The following is a 17963-nucleotide window of genomic DNA, read 5'->3' on the forward strand; positions in this document are numbered from 1 at the left end:
GGCGTCAAGATCCAAAGAAAACAGCTTAACCAATTGTCTAAATTTCTTCTCGGAAATATGGGAACGCCTAACATACTTGTTTCTCATTGTCATATAAGAACTTACAGCCTTTTATCTTATGCATTCTAGTCATGACCCTATTTTATTTTTTGTACGGGACGTGTTTTTGAGCAAAGTATGATCCCGTCATTTTCTTCAATGCTCCGGATAAGAATATGATTGAAATCAAATTGGGAAATGTCATGATTCCTAATGCAGCATCACCAAAGGCCCACACCGCTTCAAGACTCGCAATTCCTCCAAGAAACACAAATAATACAAAAATCCATCTGTAGGGTTTGATAGCTTTGCTTCCAAAAAGATATTCTGTTGATCTATCACCATAAAAGGACCAGCTGATGGCAGTAGAAACTGCGAAAAGTAGGACGGAAAGTGTGACTATTTTGTCCCCACCTCCAAAAAGCCAACTTAATCCTTCTTTAAATGCAAAGGAGGTAAGGAGACTGCTATTATATAATTCTCTTCCTTCAAATATCCCGGAAGCTATTGCTGCATCTGCTATTGATTTACTTTCAGCTGATATATTCACAAAGAATGCGGTATGTTGCCATGCGCCAGTGGAAAGAATAACCAATCCCGTCATCGTACAAATAATCAAAGTATCGATAAAGGGTCCAAGCATAGCCACGGCACCTTCGCGGATTGGATAATTAGTTTTTGCGGTGGAATGTGCAATTGCTGCGCTTCCTTGCCCGGCTTCATTCGAATACAATCCGCGTTTAATCCCCCAAAGCATGGTCATTAAAATTCCACCGCCCGTGCCTGCTACTGCTGCCGGTGGATTAAATGCCATTTGGAAAATGAGCATAAAACTTTCTGCGATTTTATCATAATTAGCTAAAATAATAAGAGATGCTGCACTGACATAAACCAATGCCATCCCCGGGGCAAGATAACCGGTTACGTGTCCGATTCGTTTAATTCCTCCAATGATTACAAGAGCAACAATTCCTGCCATTAAAAGTCCATTGATGATTTGCTGAATGGAAACTGAAAAATCATTGAAAATGACATGTTTTACCATAAGAAAATGTTCAGGGCCAAGAATATTTGACATTTCGGAATAAATCTGATCTGACACGGTAAAGGACTGAATAGCGTTACCGGTTGCAAAGGAACAAATAATGGCGAATGCTGCAAAGGCTACTGCCATCCATCGCCATTGTTTTCCCATTCCGTTTTCGATGGTGTACATCGGACCGCCGGCTGTAAAGCCTTGATCGTCAATTTCACGATATTTAAGAGAGAGAGAACATTCTGCAAACTTCAGCGTGGTTCCAAAAAATGCGGTAACCCACATCCAAAATATCGCACCCGGACCACCGTAATAAATGGCGGTAGCTACGCCGGCAATATTTCCAATTCCAACCGTTGCAGAAAGAGCAGTGGTTAATGCACGAAAATGATTCAAGTCGCCTTCATCTTCGGGATTATCATAAATACCTCGCGTGACATTGACTCCATGCCGGAGATATTTTATTTGTGGCCAACCAAGACGAATGGTGGCAAAAATCCCGGTTCCTACGAGTGCTATTACCATTAAAGGTATTGCTCTTTCTGATGGGAAAGACCAAACTGCTTCAAAAGAATGCAGTCCAAATGCATACAGAAGAAAAAGAATTATGCCGAAGGCTAAAAGTCCGGATTTAGATCGATTCATGGATGAGTCCTTTATATTCAGTGAAAATTTGATCGATAGTTTACGGGATGGAAACGACAGGCGCAATTTGGAATTGCAGACCAGTTCAGGTTGTCTTTACCTTGGAATATGGAATTATTCCGCAAGTCGCCTCTAGTGTTTATTGCCATTGCTGTTTGCAATGGAATTGTGGTTGGAAAGATTTTCAATGTGCCATTAACAATGTTAAGCGTCCTGGCAATTCTGGCGTTTCTTCTTTTTGTTTATTCTCATTATACAACGAGTGAGATCGCATTCCTGATTACTATTTTTATTCTATCTCTCGGCTATTTCGAATTAGAAGAAAACCGATTAACCCGATTAAGAGAAACGCTTGATTCTCTTCATGACCAACCCGTGCATTACAGTGGAAGCGTATTAAATATTCAACAAACCAAAAAAGGACAAAAGATCCATTTAAAAAATATCAATCTCGCATCTGAAATTAGTTTTGATAATTCCTTTACATATCATGTATATCTACGTGGAATCCATTCCATTCTAATTGGCGATACACTTTCCGGGCAGGGTGAATGGATGGCATTATCCGGACGAAGAAATCCCGGGGATTTTGATTTTCGTTCTTTTTATCATCGTCAAAATATTTTCGGGAAAATTTTTCAAGATAAATATGCAATTCCTTCAATAGATACACTTTCTGAAATTTCAATTATGAGGACAATGGCTCAGATTCGGAAAGATTTGAATCAAACGTTTCATCATTATGTTGGAAAACCTTACGCAGGATTGTTATCCGCACTTATCACAGGGGAACGGAATGATGTTGATCCTGAAATAAAAGACCATTTTATTGCAACAGGAGTGGTTCATGTATTGGCGGTATCCGGGCTTCATGTTGGTTATGTACTGCTCGTTCTCATTTTTATAACAAAAATACTTCGAATTCCTTGGGGTTGGGATCGTGCAGTCATTTGGATCGGATTGCTTCTTTTTTGTCTTTTAACAGGAGGAAAGGCAAGTGTAATTCGCGCTTGTTTAATGGCAGGTCTTTATATGTTGGCGCCGGTAATAAATCGTCCTGCTAATATATGGAATATTATTGCTGCGGCTGCACTTTGTTTACTTTTATGGGATCCTTTATATCTGTTTAATATGGGGTTTCAGTTGAGCTTTACTGCCGTCATTTCTATCGTATTTTTCTATAATTATTTGAATCGTGTTTTGCCGGAATTTCTACAAGTCCCTAAAATGAAAAATCCAGTTGCAAAATTTTTCTGGGGATTATTCCTAGTGTCATTTTCTGCGCAAATTGGAACCCTTCCATTTACGGCAATTTATTTCGGAAAAATTCCGATAATTGCTCTTATTGCCAATATAATAATTGTTCCGCTTATTGGAGTTTTAGTTGGCATTGGATTTGTAATTTCACTCTTTAGCTGGATTCCATTCGTTGGCGAAGTATATGGGCAGGCCGCATGGTTTTTTGGGACTATTATTGATAATTTAGCAGCGTATTTCGCCGGATTTAAATATGGTATTATTAAAACGGGAAGCATGCCAATTTATTTGGTGTGCGTCTATGTTTGTTCCATTATCGGCACTTTTCTTTTCATGGAAAAAGCGTTCAGAAAAAAAGGCATCATTGCACTTCTTATCGGTCTCAATGTCGCTGTATGGACTCCTACTTTTCAACATCCCGCGATGGATGTTATTTTTTTGGACGTCGGTCAAGGTGATGCTGCTCTTGTACGGTTTCAAAATGGAAAAACGATGTTAATCGATGCCGGACAGCGAAACCGATATCAAGATTCTGGAACGGAAATGATACTTCCGGTTTTGGATTATTTTAATATCAATAAATTGGATTGGATTGTGATGAGCCATCCGCATAGCGACCACATCGGAGGATTGATTTCTGTTTTGGAATCCATACAGGTCGATTCAATTTGGGATACGCACATGGATTACCATTCTTGGACATATAAACGTATTTTAGAATTGGCAGAAGAAAATAATACAGGAATTAGGAAATTAATCAGTGGAGAAATAAATCGGATTGATGGTAATACTGCCGTCGAAGTGTTTGCTCCGGACACAGTTTTTATAAAACACGAATCCAATGTGAATAATGCGAGCATTGTTATGAAATTGATACATGGGGAAAATTCTTTTCTATTTACCGGAGATTTGGAACATGAAGGCGATGCGTTTTTACTTTCTTTCGGTTCAGTGTTGAAAACCGATGTACTGAAAGTGGGACATCATGGCTCCATTACCAGCACGACTCAGGCATTTTTGAACTTAGCGAAACCTACCTGGGCCGTTGTGTCGGTTGGCAATAAAAATAAATTTAACCATCCATCTCCGATTGTTATGGAAAGGCTATCAGAGAAGGTATCAAATATCAGACGAACGGATTTGCACCAAGCAGTGTGGTTCAAATCTGATGGTGAAAAAATTTGGGAGGTGGATTGGAGGTAGTGTGTTTCTGTAGATCGATCGCTATCGAGCAGAGATGCTCGATGCACAATATTTCTGTCATTGCGAATCCGCCAGTCGGCGGATGAAGCAACCCGCTTACATTTGTCTAAACTTGATGATTTGTGATTAAACAAGTTCAAGGGGATCACTTTGTTGCTAGCGCGTTTCGTGATGACGGTTCGGGCGTTTTGGGTATACAGGCGATGACAGTGCTCTTTTTCAATCGCTCTTCAGCAATTCTCTGAATTAAATTATTCCAAGGTAAATGATGGCAATTGATCCAAAATATATCGCCGGGGTGGATGAAGCCGGCCGTGGACCTTTAGCGGGACCGGTAGTAGCAAGTGCTGTTATTCTGAAAAAAGATCATGGAATCGAAGGGCTTGGCGATTCTAAAAAACTAACCCCAAAACGCAGACAAGCAGCATTTGAACTTATTATGGAAAAAGCGGAAAATGTCGGCGTCGGATTGGTGAGTTCAAAACAAATAGATCGAACCAATATTCTTGCTGCCACGCATAAAGCAATGAAAATGGCATTGGGTAAATTACATCCTACTCCCCAATTGGCATTGATTGATGGAAGACCGCTCAGGACAAATGTGATCCAGAATAAAGGAATTGTTGGCGGGGATGGAAAAATTGAATCCATTATGGCTGCATCCATTGTGGCGAAAGTAACCAGAGATAAAATCATGGAACAGTACGATATTGTTTTTCCGGATTATGGTTTTGCAAAACATAAGGGATACGGCACAAAACTGCACATGGAAGCACTTATATTACATAAAGCGTGTCCCATTCATCGGAAATCTTTTGCGCCGGTAAAAGCAAATATGCCAACCATGAATTGGCTGAAAAATGAAAAGAAAATTGGTCGTCTTGGCGAACAGCTAACTGCCCTCAGATTAATGAAGGATGGGTTTCGCATTCTTGAAATGAACCGCACCTGCGGCAATCATGGCGAGTTGGATATCATTGCTAGAAAAAATGATTTACTGGTTATTGTGGAAGTGAAATCTGCAACAAAGGAACAAATGGGGGATTTGTCACTTAAAGTTGATCATCAGAAAAAACAAAAATTACAAAATGCTATTCAGCATTATTTGCAAAAGGATGAACCAAAATTCAAAGATATCCGACTGGATGTAAGCACCGTATTATTTATGAAAGGAAAACCAAAAATTGAGTTTTTCCGTGGCGTGGATTGATTAAGTTTCCCGTCAATTTTAAATCCATTATGACAAAAAATAAATTAATCCGGGAAATTCGATCCATTGCGATTCTAGTGACGATTGTATTGCTTTTAAAGGTGACAATCATGGAATCATACATTGTGCCGACGGGAAGCATGGAACGCACAATTATGACGGGCGATTTTTTAATCGGTAACCGTTTTGTATATGGAATGCGCACACCTGATTGGTTGGGTATTATTTGGACAGATATTGGGTTTGATATTCCATATGTACGATTTCCAGCATTTAAAAAACCCGGACAGGGCGATGTGATTATATTTAAATATCCCAGAGATACCCACCAAAAATATGTCAAACGATTGATAGCAGGCCCGGGTGATTCTCTTGAAATAAAATCTAAAAAAGTATATGTGAATGGGGATGAATTTATTCTTCCAAAGCATGGGCGATTCCAAATGCCTTTAATTTCTAAATCTTATAGCCAACCAGATATTTTCCTTGCAAACGGATCGAACAAAGATCATTATCCTACAATCCGGATACCGGCAAAAGGGGACCGCATCCCAATAAACAATGAAACAAATTGGCGATATTTGCTTCCACTTATGATGATGGAAGGTCATACGGCGGAACTAAATAAAGGAACCGTGAATTACCAATTTGATTTAACAGATCCCTACGATCTTAGACGAAGGGGGAAGAAAGAAAACGTACTTCGTCAGTATCGTGAATTTGATGAAAATGGAACCAAATTAAATCCATGGTCCGGAGTGTTGACACATTCAGATTTTCAATATCTTGTCATTGATGGCAAACCCATTCAGGAATTGAGTGAATATGTTTTAACGGAAGATTATTATTGGGCAATGGGTGATAATCGGGACGATAGTTTGGATAGCAGGTATTGGGGATTTGTCCCGCATAAATATATTCTTGGGGAAGCATTGTTTGTTTTCATGTCTCTCGATTTGGATAGTTGGATACCAAGATTGAACCGGATTGGAACGGTGATTCGCTAATATTTTACTCTTGCCTGTAAGGATAGCAACAGCGTAGTTTATTTCAACGAGGTAAGGAAAAAATTCATGACATTATTTACACTACAATCACGATTTATTGCGTGTGCACTCATATTAACGGTTGCTGGGGTTTACGCTCAGGATGATGCATCTGAAGCGATTTCAGAGCCGGATACGGCAGCTGTTGCTGTATCGGATACAACGGGTGGATCGGAAGAAATAGGAGTGCCAGAAACCGAAGAAATAAGTGAAGGTAAAACATTTATAGAGTTGGTACCGGGTGCCGGAGGATTGGATTTAGGCTACAAAGGATATCCATGGGGAAGTATGATTTCCAAAATTCCGTCCGCTTCTTATATAGATTCTGAAGACTTTTCAAATGATTCGACAAGCATTGTATTTAAGGGAAATCTTGGATTAGAAGAAGTTCGGATGGGATTTTTCTATGGAGATGGCGGGTTTTGGAAACTTGAGATTGATTATACCTTAGACCGCAGCAATGTAGATTCCCAAGTAAAACTATTCAATAAAATAGAAAAGAATTTGGCCGAAGTATATGGTCCCCCAAAGGGAACCAGTCAGCTATTAAATGGTCCAAACTCAACATATTCTGATGTAATGAATGTAAAATTTTCCCGTGCGTTTTATCGTTCATCGTGGAATGTCGTTCCGGTGAAGGTTGAGTTAATACTCTCGGGAATTGCGCAAACACCATCTTCGGATTTTCCAATAATATCTTCGACACCCAGTTTTATGAAACTGGTCTATTATAATCCGGACTATATGATTGTGGATGAAGGCGATCCAAATCCAGATCCGTTACCATCCATTTTTGATATATATTAACTTTGTTTGGTTGCGCCAATGGTCCGACCGTTTCTTTTCATTATTCTGGCTGTTAAATTTTCGATGTGCCCCACACCACCGATGATGGTTCGTTATTTTAATTTTGACGGTGAAAAAAGTCCGGCATTAAAAGAAACGAAACAAATTTTAGAATCCCTCGGTTATTCTGTGGATGTTTTTGCGCCGGAAAGCAATTTTCTTGTTACAAAAGCAACTCAGTTAAAACGCGATATCAGGCGGTATGATTATTCTCTTGCTGTTTATATTACCGATATGATACAGATTCACATCATTGCTGAAAAATATGTTTTTAAACGTAGCTCTGAATCTTCGTTGGGTGGTGGAGAAGATATTACAGAAAAACAAATATCCGATCGTTTACCTTACGAAATTCAGCAAAAAGTATTCGGACCGATAATTAAGGCGTTGGATGCGAAGGGATTTAACGAGGATACTGAAAAATTCAAAGAAACGTGGGTTTTACACAAAACTGTTAAGAAATCCATTTGGAGGCATGATCTTTCTATAGCAAATTCTCGACTCGATTTAAAACCATTAATCATTTCTTAGGTAATTATTATGGCAATAGACTTTGATAAAGAACAGGGCAGAAAAGAATATTTAACATCAAAACTGGATGACCTTCTTGATGGTATTAATGATTCGTATGGAAAGGTTCTTCTTGATGAACTTATCAGCAGACTTGAAGGAACCGTTAAAGATTTTAACGATGAAATCCAATCTCTTACGAATCAATTAAAAGAGAATACTTCACTGAAACAGGAACTATTAGAGAAAATCATTACCGAAGAAACTGCTCCACCTTCAGAAGGGCCATCGGATGATGCATTGGAAGATGAAACTGATTCTAATGCAGAGGAAGGGCCTAAGGAAATGAGCGAATGGGAACGACGGTTAGAAGATTTGAGCAAAAAGGAATAATAATCGAATGAATATTAAAGACAAAATTATTTTTAGTTTATTAACGGTATTAATCATTGTGGCCGTGTATTTTCAATATGTTTCTGATTCCATGCAATCTAGAATGGTCGTCCTAAACGAGCAGGATCATCGGCACATTGGTATTGTAGATAGTGAATTCAGAGAAGATTTACGGAAACTGAATTTAAAATTTGAAGGCCGTGGAAAACATTTACGAAGAGCGCAAGCTGCGATTGTAGCCAATACGGACCTAATTATGCATGTGGCAGATTCCCTTACTGAGCAGATTGAAAATGTTCAATGGAATTTAAATGAACATTCTCGTAAATCTGATAGACGATTTCAAGATTTAGAGCAGGATCTTTTAGATCTTCAGGATAGTTTTGACAGTTACAGACGTAAATCGCAAAGAAAAATTGCAAATTTAGAACAATCTGCTACTGCAATTGAAAAACGGATAAAAGAAATTGAAGATTTAGAAATCATTCAAAAAGAGAAAGCAAAAGTAGCAAAGAAGAAAAAATAGCGATTAATCGTATTTAAGTAATGATCAGAAAAATTTGGGGGCTATTTATTTAGCCCCTTTTTTATATGAAATTCACATCCAAACATATTCAAATGATTAATGAAGGAATCGATTCTTTTAATGGTTTCCAATATGATATTGCTCATACGATTTGGGAGCAAGTTTGGAAGGAGATGCGAACGAATGACAATCGCTATTGTTTAAAAGGATTAATCCAAATTTCCGGATCTTATTTGAAATGTTATTTTAAGAAAGGCGACGCATCTGAGTACTTGCTTAGAAGGGCAAAAATAAATATATACAAATATATTTCTGAGCTGAATCAGTTTATTGAAAGTGATTCATTAATTACAGATATTGATTTATTGCTGAAGAATAAGATAACAATTAAAGTATTCCATAAAGTACAAATAAAAAAGCGGGGCAGACTTCACAATGACCTCGGAACAAGGTGAAGGTCTACCCCTTCCACATACCAAAGGTACCAAACCAGCACCTTCTACATTTAAAGTAAATGTTTAATTAACCAGATGCAAGAACTATTTTAAAGGGTAGTGCCGAGGGTCGGAATCGAACCGACACGGAGCGAACTCCACTGGTGTTTGAGACCAGCGCGTCTACCAATTCCGCCACCCCGGCATATAAACCAAAATTATTGGACAAGAAAATAAGAAAGACTAAAATAATGTCAATCATTATTAGTAAAATACTTTAGATCATGATTTCAAAGCATAAGCCAGAAAACACTTCAGAGTATAAATCAATGAAAATAACAGTATTTGGCTGTGGCACCTGGGGTGGCGTTATGGCAAACTATCTTTATTTAAAAGGACATGATGTTTCGATTTGGCAGCGGAAAGGATCAACATTAAATCATCTTGTCAAAACGAGGCAACATCCTAAGCTCACTGATTTACATTTCCAGGATTCCATTGATATTCAATCCAATATATCTGTTGGGTCATCCTCGGATTTATGGGCGTTAGCGGTTCCAAGTAGTGCAATGAGAACCCTAGTACGGCAGCTTAAGGAAATCTATAATCCGAATCAACTTATTGTTAATCTCACTAAAGGTTTAGAGGAAGAATCATTGATGACGATGAGTGAAGTCATTTCTGAAGAATTAAATGCCGATCCAAATCATATTGTGAGTCTATATGGCCCAAGCCATGCAGAGGAAGTATTTCTTCAGCTTCCTACAACATTAGTTTGTGCCTCAAAATCCATTGAAACCGCAACTACAGTTCGGAATATTTTTTCATCATCAACTTTAAGAATCTATTCCAATTCAGATGTTTTAGGAGTAGAATTAGGCGGATCGTTAAAAAATGTCATTGCAATTGCAGCAGGAATTTGTGACGGAATTGGATTTGGGGATAATACAAAAGCGGCATTAATGGTAAGGGGTTCTAAAGAAATTGCACGGTTGGGGAAGGCAATGCATGCATCCGAATTGACGTTTCATGGTCTTAGCGGCATTGGCGATCTTATTGTAACCTGTATTAGTAAATATAGCCGAAACAGGTTTGTTGGCGAAGAAATCGGTAAAGGTAAATCACTTAAAAATGTATTAAAGAATTTGGGGATGATTGCCGAAGGTGTGACGACAGCAAAATCTGTCATGAGTATTCAAAACAAATATAAAATAGAACTTCCAATCTGTTCGGCGGTCTTTGATGTTCTCTTTGAGAATAAAAATCCTAAAACAGCAGTAACTGATCTAATGAATCGATCCCTTAGACATGAAGAGATATGAAATCCTTTTGGTTCTTTTATCATATGACTATTAGGAATTAATTTGAAAGTCTGCCCTTGTAGTTCAATGGATAGAACAAGTCCCTCCTAAGGATTAGATGTAGGTTCGATCCCTGCCAAGGGCACAAAAGGAAAGAGGAAAAAATGTTAAAACCAAAAAGACAAACGTATCAAAAAGAGTTAAAAAAAGATCCACTTCTTGAAGGTGTAAATGCACTACAGCACAACATTGAAACGAATTCGAAAATATACGGTAGAGCGATTATTGGAGTGCTTGCAGTTATATTAGTTGTCATAATTGTATCAAGAAATATGAGCGCAAAATCAGAGGAAGCTCAGATCGTTTTGAATAGGGCAATGGTTCTATTTGAACAAGGCGATTTGGATAATGCTCTCTTAGAGTTTGAAGCATTGTATGATGAATTTGGAAGTACAGGAAGCGGAAAATTATCAGCATATTATTTGGGACGATTATATTTTGACCGTCGCGAAATGGATTTAGCACAATCATATATGACAGATTATGTTAACAACCCCGAAATGCAAATGCTTACAGCTTCAGCCTATTCCATTTTAGGAAAACTTGCAGAATTGGACAAAAATCTTACATCAGCAAAAACACATTACCAAAACGCAGTAAAATACAGCACAATGGAAACTGACCGAAATCATCATAGTTTATCTTTGGCTGCGGTGCATATTGTTGAAAACGAATCTTCGGAAGCTTTAAATATTTTGGATAACATTATACAGGAAAGCAATCCCAATAATCCTATCCGTGCTAAAGCAGAACGTTTGAAGGGTCAATTATAGTAAATTAATCTTTTAAAATTGCCGTTTGATAACTCGGTAAATTGGTATATTTTACGACGTGAAAAGTGGGTTGCGCGACCCACTTTTCGCTTGTATAGAGACATGATAATTAGAGAAAAAGTCGAAAATCTGCTCCCGAAAGGGATCCATTTATTGGATATGAAAGAAGATTCAAGAGGAAGATCTGTACGCCTTGTGATAGATTCAGATCAGGCAATTGATTTACGTATGACAACTGACATTACACGTCGGGTGAATAATGCTGGCGTTTTGGATTCCGCATTTCCTAGTGGGTATAGTTTGGAAGTTTCTACGCCGGGAGTGTCTACGCCTTTGACTAAACCTTATCAATTCAGTAAAAACGTTGGACGAATATTGAAGTTGGTTTTAAACCGAGGTGAAACACATCAAAAAGTTCAGGCAGAATTACTGCATGCAGACGATGATGGAATTCAGTTTGTTAAAACAGATTCAGAACCTGAACGAATATTCTATAGAGATATTATTGAAGCTAAAGTTAACATTTCCATTGATTAAACGCGGGGAGGCAGTGTGATAAACAGAGAATTAATTGATTTTTTCGCAGATGTTGCGAGAAGTAAGAATGTCGAAAGATCTGAACTAGGAACCATTTTAGAACAATTATTCCTTTATATCATTGAGAAGGAAAGGGGTGAAGCCTCTAATGTGAGTGTCATTGTAAATCTTGATAAAGGTGAAATCGAAATTTTTGCAGAAAAAGAGATTGTAGATGAAGTGATGGACCCTGTTTTGGAAATTTCTCTTGAGGAAGCACAAAAGATTGAACCCGATCTTGAAATTGGCGATTCTTACGTAGAAGTCATTGAAGCTGAACAGTTTGGACGTCGAATGGTTCATTCTGCTAAGCAGTTTTTCAGTCAACGGCTTTTGGACATTGAAAAGCAAAACATCTATGAAGATTATGCCAACCGAATTGGAGAAATTATTATTGGCACAGTTCGGCAAGTTCATCGGGATCGCGTCTTTGTAAATATTGAACAGGCAGAATTAATCATGCCCCGAAAAGAACAAATTTCAACAGAACGTTACCGTAGAGGTGATACAATTCGAGCATTGATAAAATCTGTAGAAGTGACTCCAAAAGGTCCGGAAATTATTGTTTCACGTAGTGATAATCATTTTCTTTACAAATTGTTTGAAATGGAAGTACCGGAAATTGAAGACGGATTTATTGAAATTACCGCAATTGCTCGTCAATCCGGAGAACGAGCGAAAATAATTGTGAAATCTTCCGATCGAAGGATTGATCCGGTTGGAGCCTGTGTTGGAATGAGAGGAAGTAGAATCCAAGCCATTGTTAGAGAATTGGATAATGAAAAAATCGACATTGTTAATTCAAGCGATCAGCCTGAGGTATTAATTTCTCGAGCCTTATCCCCAGCAAAACCCATTAATCTATTTATCGAGGATCAAAGCAAATACTGTGTTGCAATTTTTGATGATGACGATTTGGATATTGCGATAGGACGTGGAGGTGTAAATATCAACTTGGCATCTAAAGTGACCCAATATAGAATTGACGCTTACGGAGAAAAAGAATATCAGAAACGATCTGATGCCCAAAAAACGTCTCTAATTGATGTTCCGGATTTTCCGAAGATAGCTGCAAAATCATTAGAAAAAATCGAAATTTTAACCGTTGGAGACCTCGATTCAGCAGAAGATGATGTTTTGGATGATTTGTTAAAAGATGAAGTACTTGAAAAAGTATATGATACAGTGGATGAATTCATAAAAGAGGCTGTTAAGCCAGATATTGAAGAAGAAGAAGTCGAATTACCGGAAGAAATTCAGCTAGAAAATAATGGAGATGAAGATTCTGAAGAAATTAGCAAATCCAAAGATCCAGTACCAGAAAACGCAGATGAAAAAGAGACTTCTAAAGAAGAAATAGATGAAGAATCGACTCAAGATGAATCTGAAGAAAAATCAAAAACTGACGAACCTACTGAGGATAATAGTGCAATAACTGAAAAGGAATCTTCGGAAATTCCTGAAAACGAAAAAATTGAGGAGACGGCATAACGATATGGCACGCCCAGTAAGAATATTTCAATTGGCCAAGGAACTCAATATTTCCCATACGGAGATTGTTTCCTTTCTTAAAAATAAAGGAATAGTGGTTGGTAGCCATATGTCTCCGGTGGATGATGATGCGCATGCACTTATTATGGATGAATTTGCTAAAGATAAAGAAAATGTGGATCGATATCGGAAGGAACAAGTTCGGAGAGAAATTCATGATACAAGGGTAAAAGCAGAGCAGTTAGCCCATAAAAAGGTAGTTATTTTATCTCTAGAAGATCAACGGGCATTAGAAAAAGAAGAAAAAGAAAAAGCAGCAGAAAAAGCAAAACAAGATCAAAAGAAAGCAAAACAAAAGCAAGCTGAGGAAAAAGCCAAAAAAGATAAGGAAAAAGAAAAGAAAAAGGAAGCGCAAGCTAAACCTAAAAGAAAATTAAGACGTATAGACTTATCATCCATCGAGTCTCAGGTTGGTCAAAAACAAAGAAAGCCCATAGAAAAACCGGGCGACAAAAAACCACATGTAGCCAAAACTACTGATCAAAAAGTGAAAGCTACCATGGCGAAAATGCAGACAAAGACCAAAAAGAAGGTTTATAAAAAAGAGAAAGTAAGTGAAGAGATCGAATCAGAACAAAAACGGACCAATATTTCGATAGCTGAATTTTCAAGTGTAGAGGATTTGGGCAAAATATTTAACGTATCTTCGAGTGAAATCATTCAAAAATGTATGGCTTTGGGAGTGTTGGCTACCATTAATCAACGGCTAGATTGGGAAGTTATTGAACTTCTGGCTGAAGAATACGACATGGTCGCTGAAAAAATTTCAGACATCGGTGAGGAATTATATTCATTTAAAGAGTCTGAAGAAGATTTAGCGCATGCGATTGAACGTGCACCGGTTGTGACGGTAATGGGACATGTTGATCATGGTAAAACTTCTCTACTTGATCATATTCGTGATGCCAATGTTGTTGCAGGCGAATCTGGAGGAATCACCCAGCATATTGGCGCATATAAAGTAGAACTTGAATCCGGAAATCATATTACATTTTTAGACACACCTGGTCATGAAGCTTTTACGGCCATGCGTGCTAGAGGTGCAAAGGTTACGGATATGGTTGTATTAGTCGTCGCCGCAAATGACGGCGTGATGCCACAAACTATAGAATCGATTGATCACGCGAGAGCTGCAAATGTGCCTCTGATTATTGCTATTAATAAAACTGATCTTCCTGATACGGATATTGACAGAATAAAACGTGAATTATCTGAGCATGAAGTTCTGGTTGAAGATTGGGGCGGAAAAGTACAGGCTGTACCGATTTCAGCTAAATCCGGGGACGGAATTGAAGATTTAATGAATGCAGTTATTCTTGAATCCGAAGTGTTAGAACTCAAAGCTAATAAAGATACATTGGCTAAGGGAACTGTCATTGATTCAAGATTAGATAAAGGACACGGTGCAATTGCTACTGTTTTAATTCAAAAAGGTACTTTAAAAATTGGAGATCCTTTTATGTGCGCAAGCTACTCCGGTAAAGTGAGGGCATTGTTAAATGAAAGAGGACAACGAATCCAGGAGGCTTTTCCATCAGATGCCATTCAGGTGCTTGGATTTGATAAAGTTCCTCAAACTGCAGATATTCTTTCGGTCGTTGAAAATGAACGTGAATTAAAGCGCATTTCATCCGAGCGACAAAGAATTAAACGCGAAATTGATCAGAAGAAAATTGGTGCTCAATCATTAGATGCTATGTCAGCCATGATTAAAGAAGGTGCCATTAAAAACCTCCCTCTCATCATAAAAGGTGATGTTGATGGATCTATCGAAGCACTTTCAGAAACGCTTGAAAAGCTTTCTACAGATGAAGTAGGCATTCAGATTATTCATAAAGCGGTTGGAATGATTTCTGAGTCAGATGTTCTTTTAGCTGAAGCTTCACAGGCAGTGATTATTGGCTTTAATGTTCAAGTAAGTTCGAATGCAAAATTGCAGGCAAATCAAGCAGGAGTAGAAATTCGAAATTATTCGATTATTTACAATGCTGTAGAAGAAATCAAACTTGCACTTGAAGGTTTACTTGAACCTGATAAAATCGAGGAGGTTGTCGGGCGGGCCGAAATCCTAACTCAATTTAAAATCCCTAAAATCGGAAACATTGCAGGAACAAAGGTTGTAATGGGGATCATTAATCGTGGAGCAAAAGCCCGCGTTATTCATGACGATGAAACTATTCACGAGGGGAATGTGACTTCTTTAAAACGATTTAAAGACGATGCAAAGGAAGTTAAAGAAGGGCTTGAATGCGGAATTGGCGTTGATGGTGTTAAAACATTTAACGAAGGTGATATCATTGAAATTTTTGAAATAAAAACTGTTAAAAGGACTCTTGGATAATATTGAAACAGCAGTTACCATATAAGCGGACTGATAGAGTTTCGCATCAAATCCAAGGAATTTTAGGAGAAATAACAACTCGGCATATTAATCTTTCTCATCTGGGTTTTATCACATTTTCTCGAGTCACAATTACCCCGGATTTAAAAATTGCATCGGTATATTATACCGTTATGAAACCTAAACAGGATATCAAATTGATAGAACGAGAAATGAAATCAAAAATTTCACTTTTCAGGAAATATTTAGGGCAAGCATTGCACATAAAATTCACTCCGGAAATAAGATTTTATTTTGATGATTCTGTAAATTATTCTCATCGAATTGAAGAAGTATTATCTAAGATTGATATTCCGATTGAAACCAATGATTCTGAATCTTTATAAACCCATCGGATGGACATCATTTGATGTTGTTAAAAAAGTTCGAGGTATTACTCGTGTAAAAAAAGTTGGACATGGCGGTACTCTAGACCCTTTTGCCGAAGGTGTATTACTCATTGGAACAGGTAAGGATACAAAGTCTCTGACTGAAATAAGTGCACAATCTAAATCATACACTGCTACGCTTACCTTAGGTTCATCAACAGATTCTCTAGATTTAACCGGTAATATTCTTGAAAAGAATTTGGTTCCGCAGCTCACTGATAATGACATCGCAGAAGTGTTAACAGAATTTTTAGCAGATCAAGAACAAATCCCGCCTATGTATTCCGCAAAAAAGATTGATGGTGTTCGATTGTATAAACTTGCACGAAAAAATATATCAGTTGAAAGAAAACCGGTTCCAATTCATATCAGTCAAATCCAATTAGAAAAATTTGTATCGCCAAATATCACCTTTAATGTGCATTGTAGTAAAGGAACATACATTCGTGTACTTGGTGCGGATATTGCCGAAAAACTCGGTACCAGCGGACATTTAACGTATTTACAACGCCGTAGCGTTGGAAACTATTTGGTTGAAGATTCTTTATCTTTAAAAGAATTTGAAAAATCATGGACATCTGCCGCAGCCTAAAGGAAGTAAAACCGTCCTATGAATCCGTTGTCACCATTGGAACATTTGACGGATTGCATCGTGGCCATCAGGAGGTCATTAAACATGTCGTGTCGACTGCATCAGCACATAATTCAAATTCAGTCGTGGTTACGTTTGAGCCACATCCGCGCCATGTTTTGGATCAGAATTCAACCTTTCCACTGTTAATTGGTATTGAAGATAAACTAAGGTTAATTGGGAATTTAGGAGTTGATAAAACCTTGGTGATTCCGTTTGATATCTCTTTTTCAAAAATGACAGCATCAGCATTTTTGAATCAAATAATTGTTGTCAATTTTCAGCCTAAGCGAATTGTAGTTGGCTATGATCATCATTTTGGACAAAATAGGGAAGGTTCACCCGAATTTTTATTACAATACGGAAAAGACAATCATATTGATGTAAAAATAATTAACCCGATCCATGACCAGGATGTGATTATTTCAAGCACTCATATACGAAAATTGATTTCGGATGGATTTGTACGAAGAGCATCATTTGAGTTAGGTTGGGTTTTTGGATTCCGGGCCGTTGTGGTGCCGGGCTCAGGACGAGGAAAAGGGTTGAAATTTCCAACGGCCAATTTTCTTCCAGTTGAAAATAATCAGCTTTTACCACGTAAAGGAGTTTATTTTGCTAGGGGAAGGATTAATGGTAAAAGTCTGTATGGAATGTGTAACTTGGGTGTTCGTCCAACCTTTAATGAAACTGATTTTGTTATGGAAGTTCATTTTTTTGAAAAATCAATTGGTGATTTATACGAGAAAGAAATAACCATAGAATTTTTAGAACGGATTCGAGACGAGAAAAAATTTATGGATTCTTCAGAGTTAAAAATACAACTTGCAACGGATCAACAAACCTGTAAACAATTAATGAACAAATATCATTAGGAGATAAAATGCCTTTAACACAAGAAAAAAAGAAAGAAATCATTGGATCGTTCGGTGAAAATTCAAAAGATACCGGCAGTTCTGAAGTGCAAATTGCCATGCTGACAGCAAGGATCAGAGATCTTACAGAGCACTCAAAAAAGAATAAAAAGGACCATCACTCCAGACGAGGATTGGTCACGTTGGTTGCGAAACGGAAAAAGCACATGAAATATTTGCGCCGTACGAACCCGGATTCATATGTAAATGTGATTAAAACACTAGAAATTAGAGGATAAAACA

At 37.8% G+C, this 17963-nt stretch carries 19 protein-coding genes and 2 tRNA genes; 18 read left to right on the top strand and 3 right to left on the bottom strand.

The genetic code is table 11. From position 1 onward, the window contains the following. Both HOD97_04295 and HOD97_04300 read right to left on the bottom strand, forming a co-directional pair. Positions 1–93, bottom strand: a 93-nt coding sequence (locus HOD97_04295) for an IS1595 family transposase (protein ID MBT4280824.1), incomplete at its 3' end; no start/stop codon positions are given. Positions 94–142: 49 nt separating this feature from the next. After that, positions 143–1720 carry a sodium:alanine symporter family protein gene (locus HOD97_04300; protein ID MBT4280825.1) on the bottom strand — a complete coding sequence of 526 codons (1578 nt, stop codon included), beginning with the start codon at positions 1718–1720 and terminating at the stop codon, positions 143–145. Between the two features lie 108 nt (positions 1721–1828). On the opposite strand from HOD97_04300, the gene HOD97_04305 reads away from it, so the two are divergent. The 8 genes from HOD97_04305 to HOD97_04340 all read left to right on the top strand — a co-directional run bounded on the left by HOD97_04305 (position 1829) and on the right by HOD97_04340 (position 9166). Further along, positions 1829–4180, top strand: coding sequence for a DNA internalization-related competence protein ComEC/Rec2 (locus HOD97_04305; GenBank protein ID MBT4280826.1), 2352 nt, complete (start codon positions 1829–1831; stop codon positions 4178–4180). 265 nt (positions 4181–4445) lie between these two features. Further along, positions 4446–5390: a ribonuclease HII gene (locus HOD97_04310; GenBank protein MBT4280827.1), complete on the top strand. Its 945-nt coding sequence runs from the start codon at positions 4446–4448 to the stop codon at positions 5388–5390. Between the two features lie 29 nt (positions 5391–5419). Beyond that, complete coding sequence (lepB, locus tag HOD97_04315; protein MBT4280828.1) at positions 5420–6397, top strand: signal peptidase I; 978 nt, start codon at positions 5420–5422, stop codon at positions 6395–6397. Between the two features lie 66 nt (positions 6398–6463). Continuing rightward, positions 6464–7243 carry a hypothetical protein gene (locus tag HOD97_04320; GenBank protein ID MBT4280829.1) on the top strand — a complete coding sequence of 260 codons (780 nt, stop codon included), beginning with the start codon at positions 6464–6466 and terminating at the stop codon, positions 7241–7243. Positions 7244–7324: 81 nt separating this feature from the next. Then, positions 7325–7813 carry a hypothetical protein gene (locus tag HOD97_04325; protein MBT4280830.1) on the top strand — a complete coding sequence of 163 codons (489 nt, stop codon included), beginning with the start codon at positions 7325–7327 and terminating at the stop codon, positions 7811–7813. Positions 7814–7822: 9 nt separating this feature from the next. Continuing rightward, complete coding sequence (locus HOD97_04330; protein ID MBT4280831.1) at positions 7823–8185, top strand: hypothetical protein; 363 nt, start codon at positions 7823–7825, stop codon at positions 8183–8185. A 7-nt stretch (positions 8186–8192) separates the two neighbouring features. Next, complete coding sequence (locus HOD97_04335) at positions 8193–8711, top strand: hypothetical protein (GenBank protein MBT4280832.1); 519 nt, start codon at positions 8193–8195, stop codon at positions 8709–8711. 65 nt (positions 8712–8776) lie between these two features. Then, complete coding sequence (locus tag HOD97_04340) at positions 8777–9166, top strand: DUF309 domain-containing protein (GenBank protein ID MBT4280833.1); 390 nt, start codon at positions 8777–8779, stop codon at positions 9164–9166. 100 nt (positions 9167–9266) lie between these two features. On the opposite strand, the gene HOD97_04345 is transcribed toward HOD97_04340, so the two are convergent. Next, positions 9267–9350, bottom strand: a tRNA-Leu gene (locus tag HOD97_04345). Between the two features lie 124 nt (positions 9351–9474). Between HOD97_04345 and HOD97_04350 the strand changes: the two genes are divergently transcribed. The 10 genes from HOD97_04350 to rpsO all read left to right on the top strand — a co-directional run bounded on the left by HOD97_04350 (position 9475) and on the right by rpsO (position 17959). Next, on the top strand, positions 9475–10467 hold the full coding sequence (locus tag HOD97_04350; protein MBT4280834.1) for an NAD(P)-dependent glycerol-3-phosphate dehydrogenase: 993 nt from the start codon (positions 9475–9477) through the stop codon (positions 10465–10467). A gap of 52 nt (positions 10468–10519) precedes the next feature. After that, positions 10520–10591, top strand: a tRNA-Arg gene (locus HOD97_04355). A 19-nt stretch (positions 10592–10610) separates the two neighbouring features. Continuing rightward, a complete protein-coding gene (locus HOD97_04360; GenBank protein MBT4280835.1) occupies positions 10611–11279 on the top strand; it encodes a tetratricopeptide repeat protein in 669 nt (222 codons plus the stop codon). Between the two features lie 102 nt (positions 11280–11381). After that, positions 11382–11816 (top strand): hypothetical protein, encoded by a 435-nt coding sequence (locus HOD97_04365; GenBank protein MBT4280836.1) that lies wholly within the window; start codon positions 11382–11384, stop codon positions 11814–11816. 15 nt (positions 11817–11831) lie between these two features. Further along, positions 11832–13346, top strand: coding sequence for a transcription termination factor NusA (gene nusA, locus HOD97_04370; protein ID MBT4280837.1), 1515 nt, complete (start codon positions 11832–11834; stop codon positions 13344–13346). A 4-nt stretch (positions 13347–13350) separates the two neighbouring features. After that, the gene (gene infB / locus HOD97_04375) at positions 13351–15747 is read left to right on the top strand and encodes a translation initiation factor IF-2 (protein ID MBT4280838.1); all 2397 of its coding nucleotides are present in this window, start codon (positions 13351–13353) and stop codon (positions 15745–15747) included. 2 nt (positions 15748–15749) lie between these two features. Then, a complete protein-coding gene (rbfA, locus tag HOD97_04380; protein MBT4280839.1) occupies positions 15750–16133 on the top strand; it encodes a 30S ribosome-binding factor RbfA in 384 nt (127 codons plus the stop codon). Continuing rightward, entirely contained in the window at positions 16114–16767 is a 654-nt protein-coding gene (truB, locus tag HOD97_04385) for a tRNA pseudouridine(55) synthase TruB (GenBank protein MBT4280840.1), read from the top strand. The genes rbfA and truB overlap by 20 nt, the downstream gene beginning before the upstream one ends. Further along, positions 16746–17681 carry a bifunctional riboflavin kinase/FAD synthetase gene (locus HOD97_04390; GenBank protein ID MBT4280841.1) on the top strand — a complete coding sequence of 312 codons (936 nt, stop codon included), beginning with the start codon at positions 16746–16748 and terminating at the stop codon, positions 17679–17681. The genes truB and HOD97_04390 overlap by 22 nt, the downstream gene beginning before the upstream one ends. A gap of 8 nt (positions 17682–17689) precedes the next feature. Next, positions 17690–17959: a 30S ribosomal protein S15 gene (rpsO, locus tag HOD97_04395; protein MBT4280842.1), complete on the top strand. Its 270-nt coding sequence runs from the start codon at positions 17690–17692 to the stop codon at positions 17957–17959. Positions 17960–17963: the final 4 nt, after the last annotated feature.

The sequence above is a fragment of the Candidatus Neomarinimicrobiota bacterium genome, from assembly GCA_018651745.1.
Lineage (GTDB): Bacteria > Fidelibacterota > Marinisomatia > Marinisomatales > TCS55 > JAAZYX01.

What these genes read in the sequence shown, in the direction of transcription:
- HOD97_04335 (MBT4280832.1), top strand. Translation starts at nt 8,193, where the DNA reads ATGAATATTAAAGACAAAATTATTTTTAGTTTATTAACGGTATTAATC.
- infB (MBT4280838.1), top strand. Translation starts at nt 13,351, where the DNA reads ATGGCACGCCCAGTAAGAATATTTCAATTGGCCAAGGAACTCAATATT.
- HOD97_04350 (MBT4280834.1), top strand. Translation starts at nt 9,475, where the DNA reads ATGAAAATAACAGTATTTGGCTGTGGCACCTGGGGTGGCGTTATGGCA.
- rpsO (MBT4280842.1), top strand. Translation starts at nt 17,690, where the DNA reads ATGCCTTTAACACAAGAAAAAAAGAAAGAAATCATTGGATCGTTCGGT.
- HOD97_04340 (MBT4280833.1), top strand. Translation starts at nt 8,777, where the DNA reads ATGAAATTCACATCCAAACATATTCAAATGATTAATGAAGGAATCGAT.
- lepB (MBT4280828.1), top strand. Translation starts at nt 5,420, where the DNA reads ATGACAAAAAATAAATTAATCCGGGAAATTCGATCCATTGCGATTCTA.
- HOD97_04365 (MBT4280836.1), top strand. Translation starts at nt 11,382, where the DNA reads ATGATAATTAGAGAAAAAGTCGAAAATCTGCTCCCGAAAGGGATCCAT.
- HOD97_04310 (MBT4280827.1), top strand. Translation starts at nt 4,446, where the DNA reads ATGATGGCAATTGATCCAAAATATATCGCCGGGGTGGATGAAGCCGGC.
- truB (MBT4280840.1), top strand. Translation starts at nt 16,114, where the DNA reads ATGATTCTGAATCTTTATAAACCCATCGGATGGACATCATTTGATGTT.
- HOD97_04330 (MBT4280831.1), top strand. Translation starts at nt 7,823, where the DNA reads ATGGCAATAGACTTTGATAAAGAACAGGGCAGAAAAGAATATTTAACA.
- HOD97_04360 (MBT4280835.1), top strand. Translation starts at nt 10,611, where the DNA reads ATGTTAAAACCAAAAAGACAAACGTATCAAAAAGAGTTAAAAAAAGAT.
- HOD97_04390 (MBT4280841.1), top strand. Translation starts at nt 16,746, where the DNA reads ATGGACATCTGCCGCAGCCTAAAGGAAGTAAAACCGTCCTATGAATCC.
- HOD97_04300 (MBT4280825.1), bottom strand. Translation starts at nt 1,720, where the DNA reads ATGAATCGATCTAAATCCGGACTTTTAGCCTTCGGCATAATTCTTTTT.
- HOD97_04325 (MBT4280830.1), top strand. Translation starts at nt 7,325, where the DNA reads ATGATGGTTCGTTATTTTAATTTTGACGGTGAAAAAAGTCCGGCATTA.
- HOD97_04320 (MBT4280829.1), top strand. Translation starts at nt 6,464, where the DNA reads ATGACATTATTTACACTACAATCACGATTTATTGCGTGTGCACTCATA.
- HOD97_04305 (MBT4280826.1), top strand. Translation starts at nt 1,829, where the DNA reads ATGGAATTATTCCGCAAGTCGCCTCTAGTGTTTATTGCCATTGCTGTT.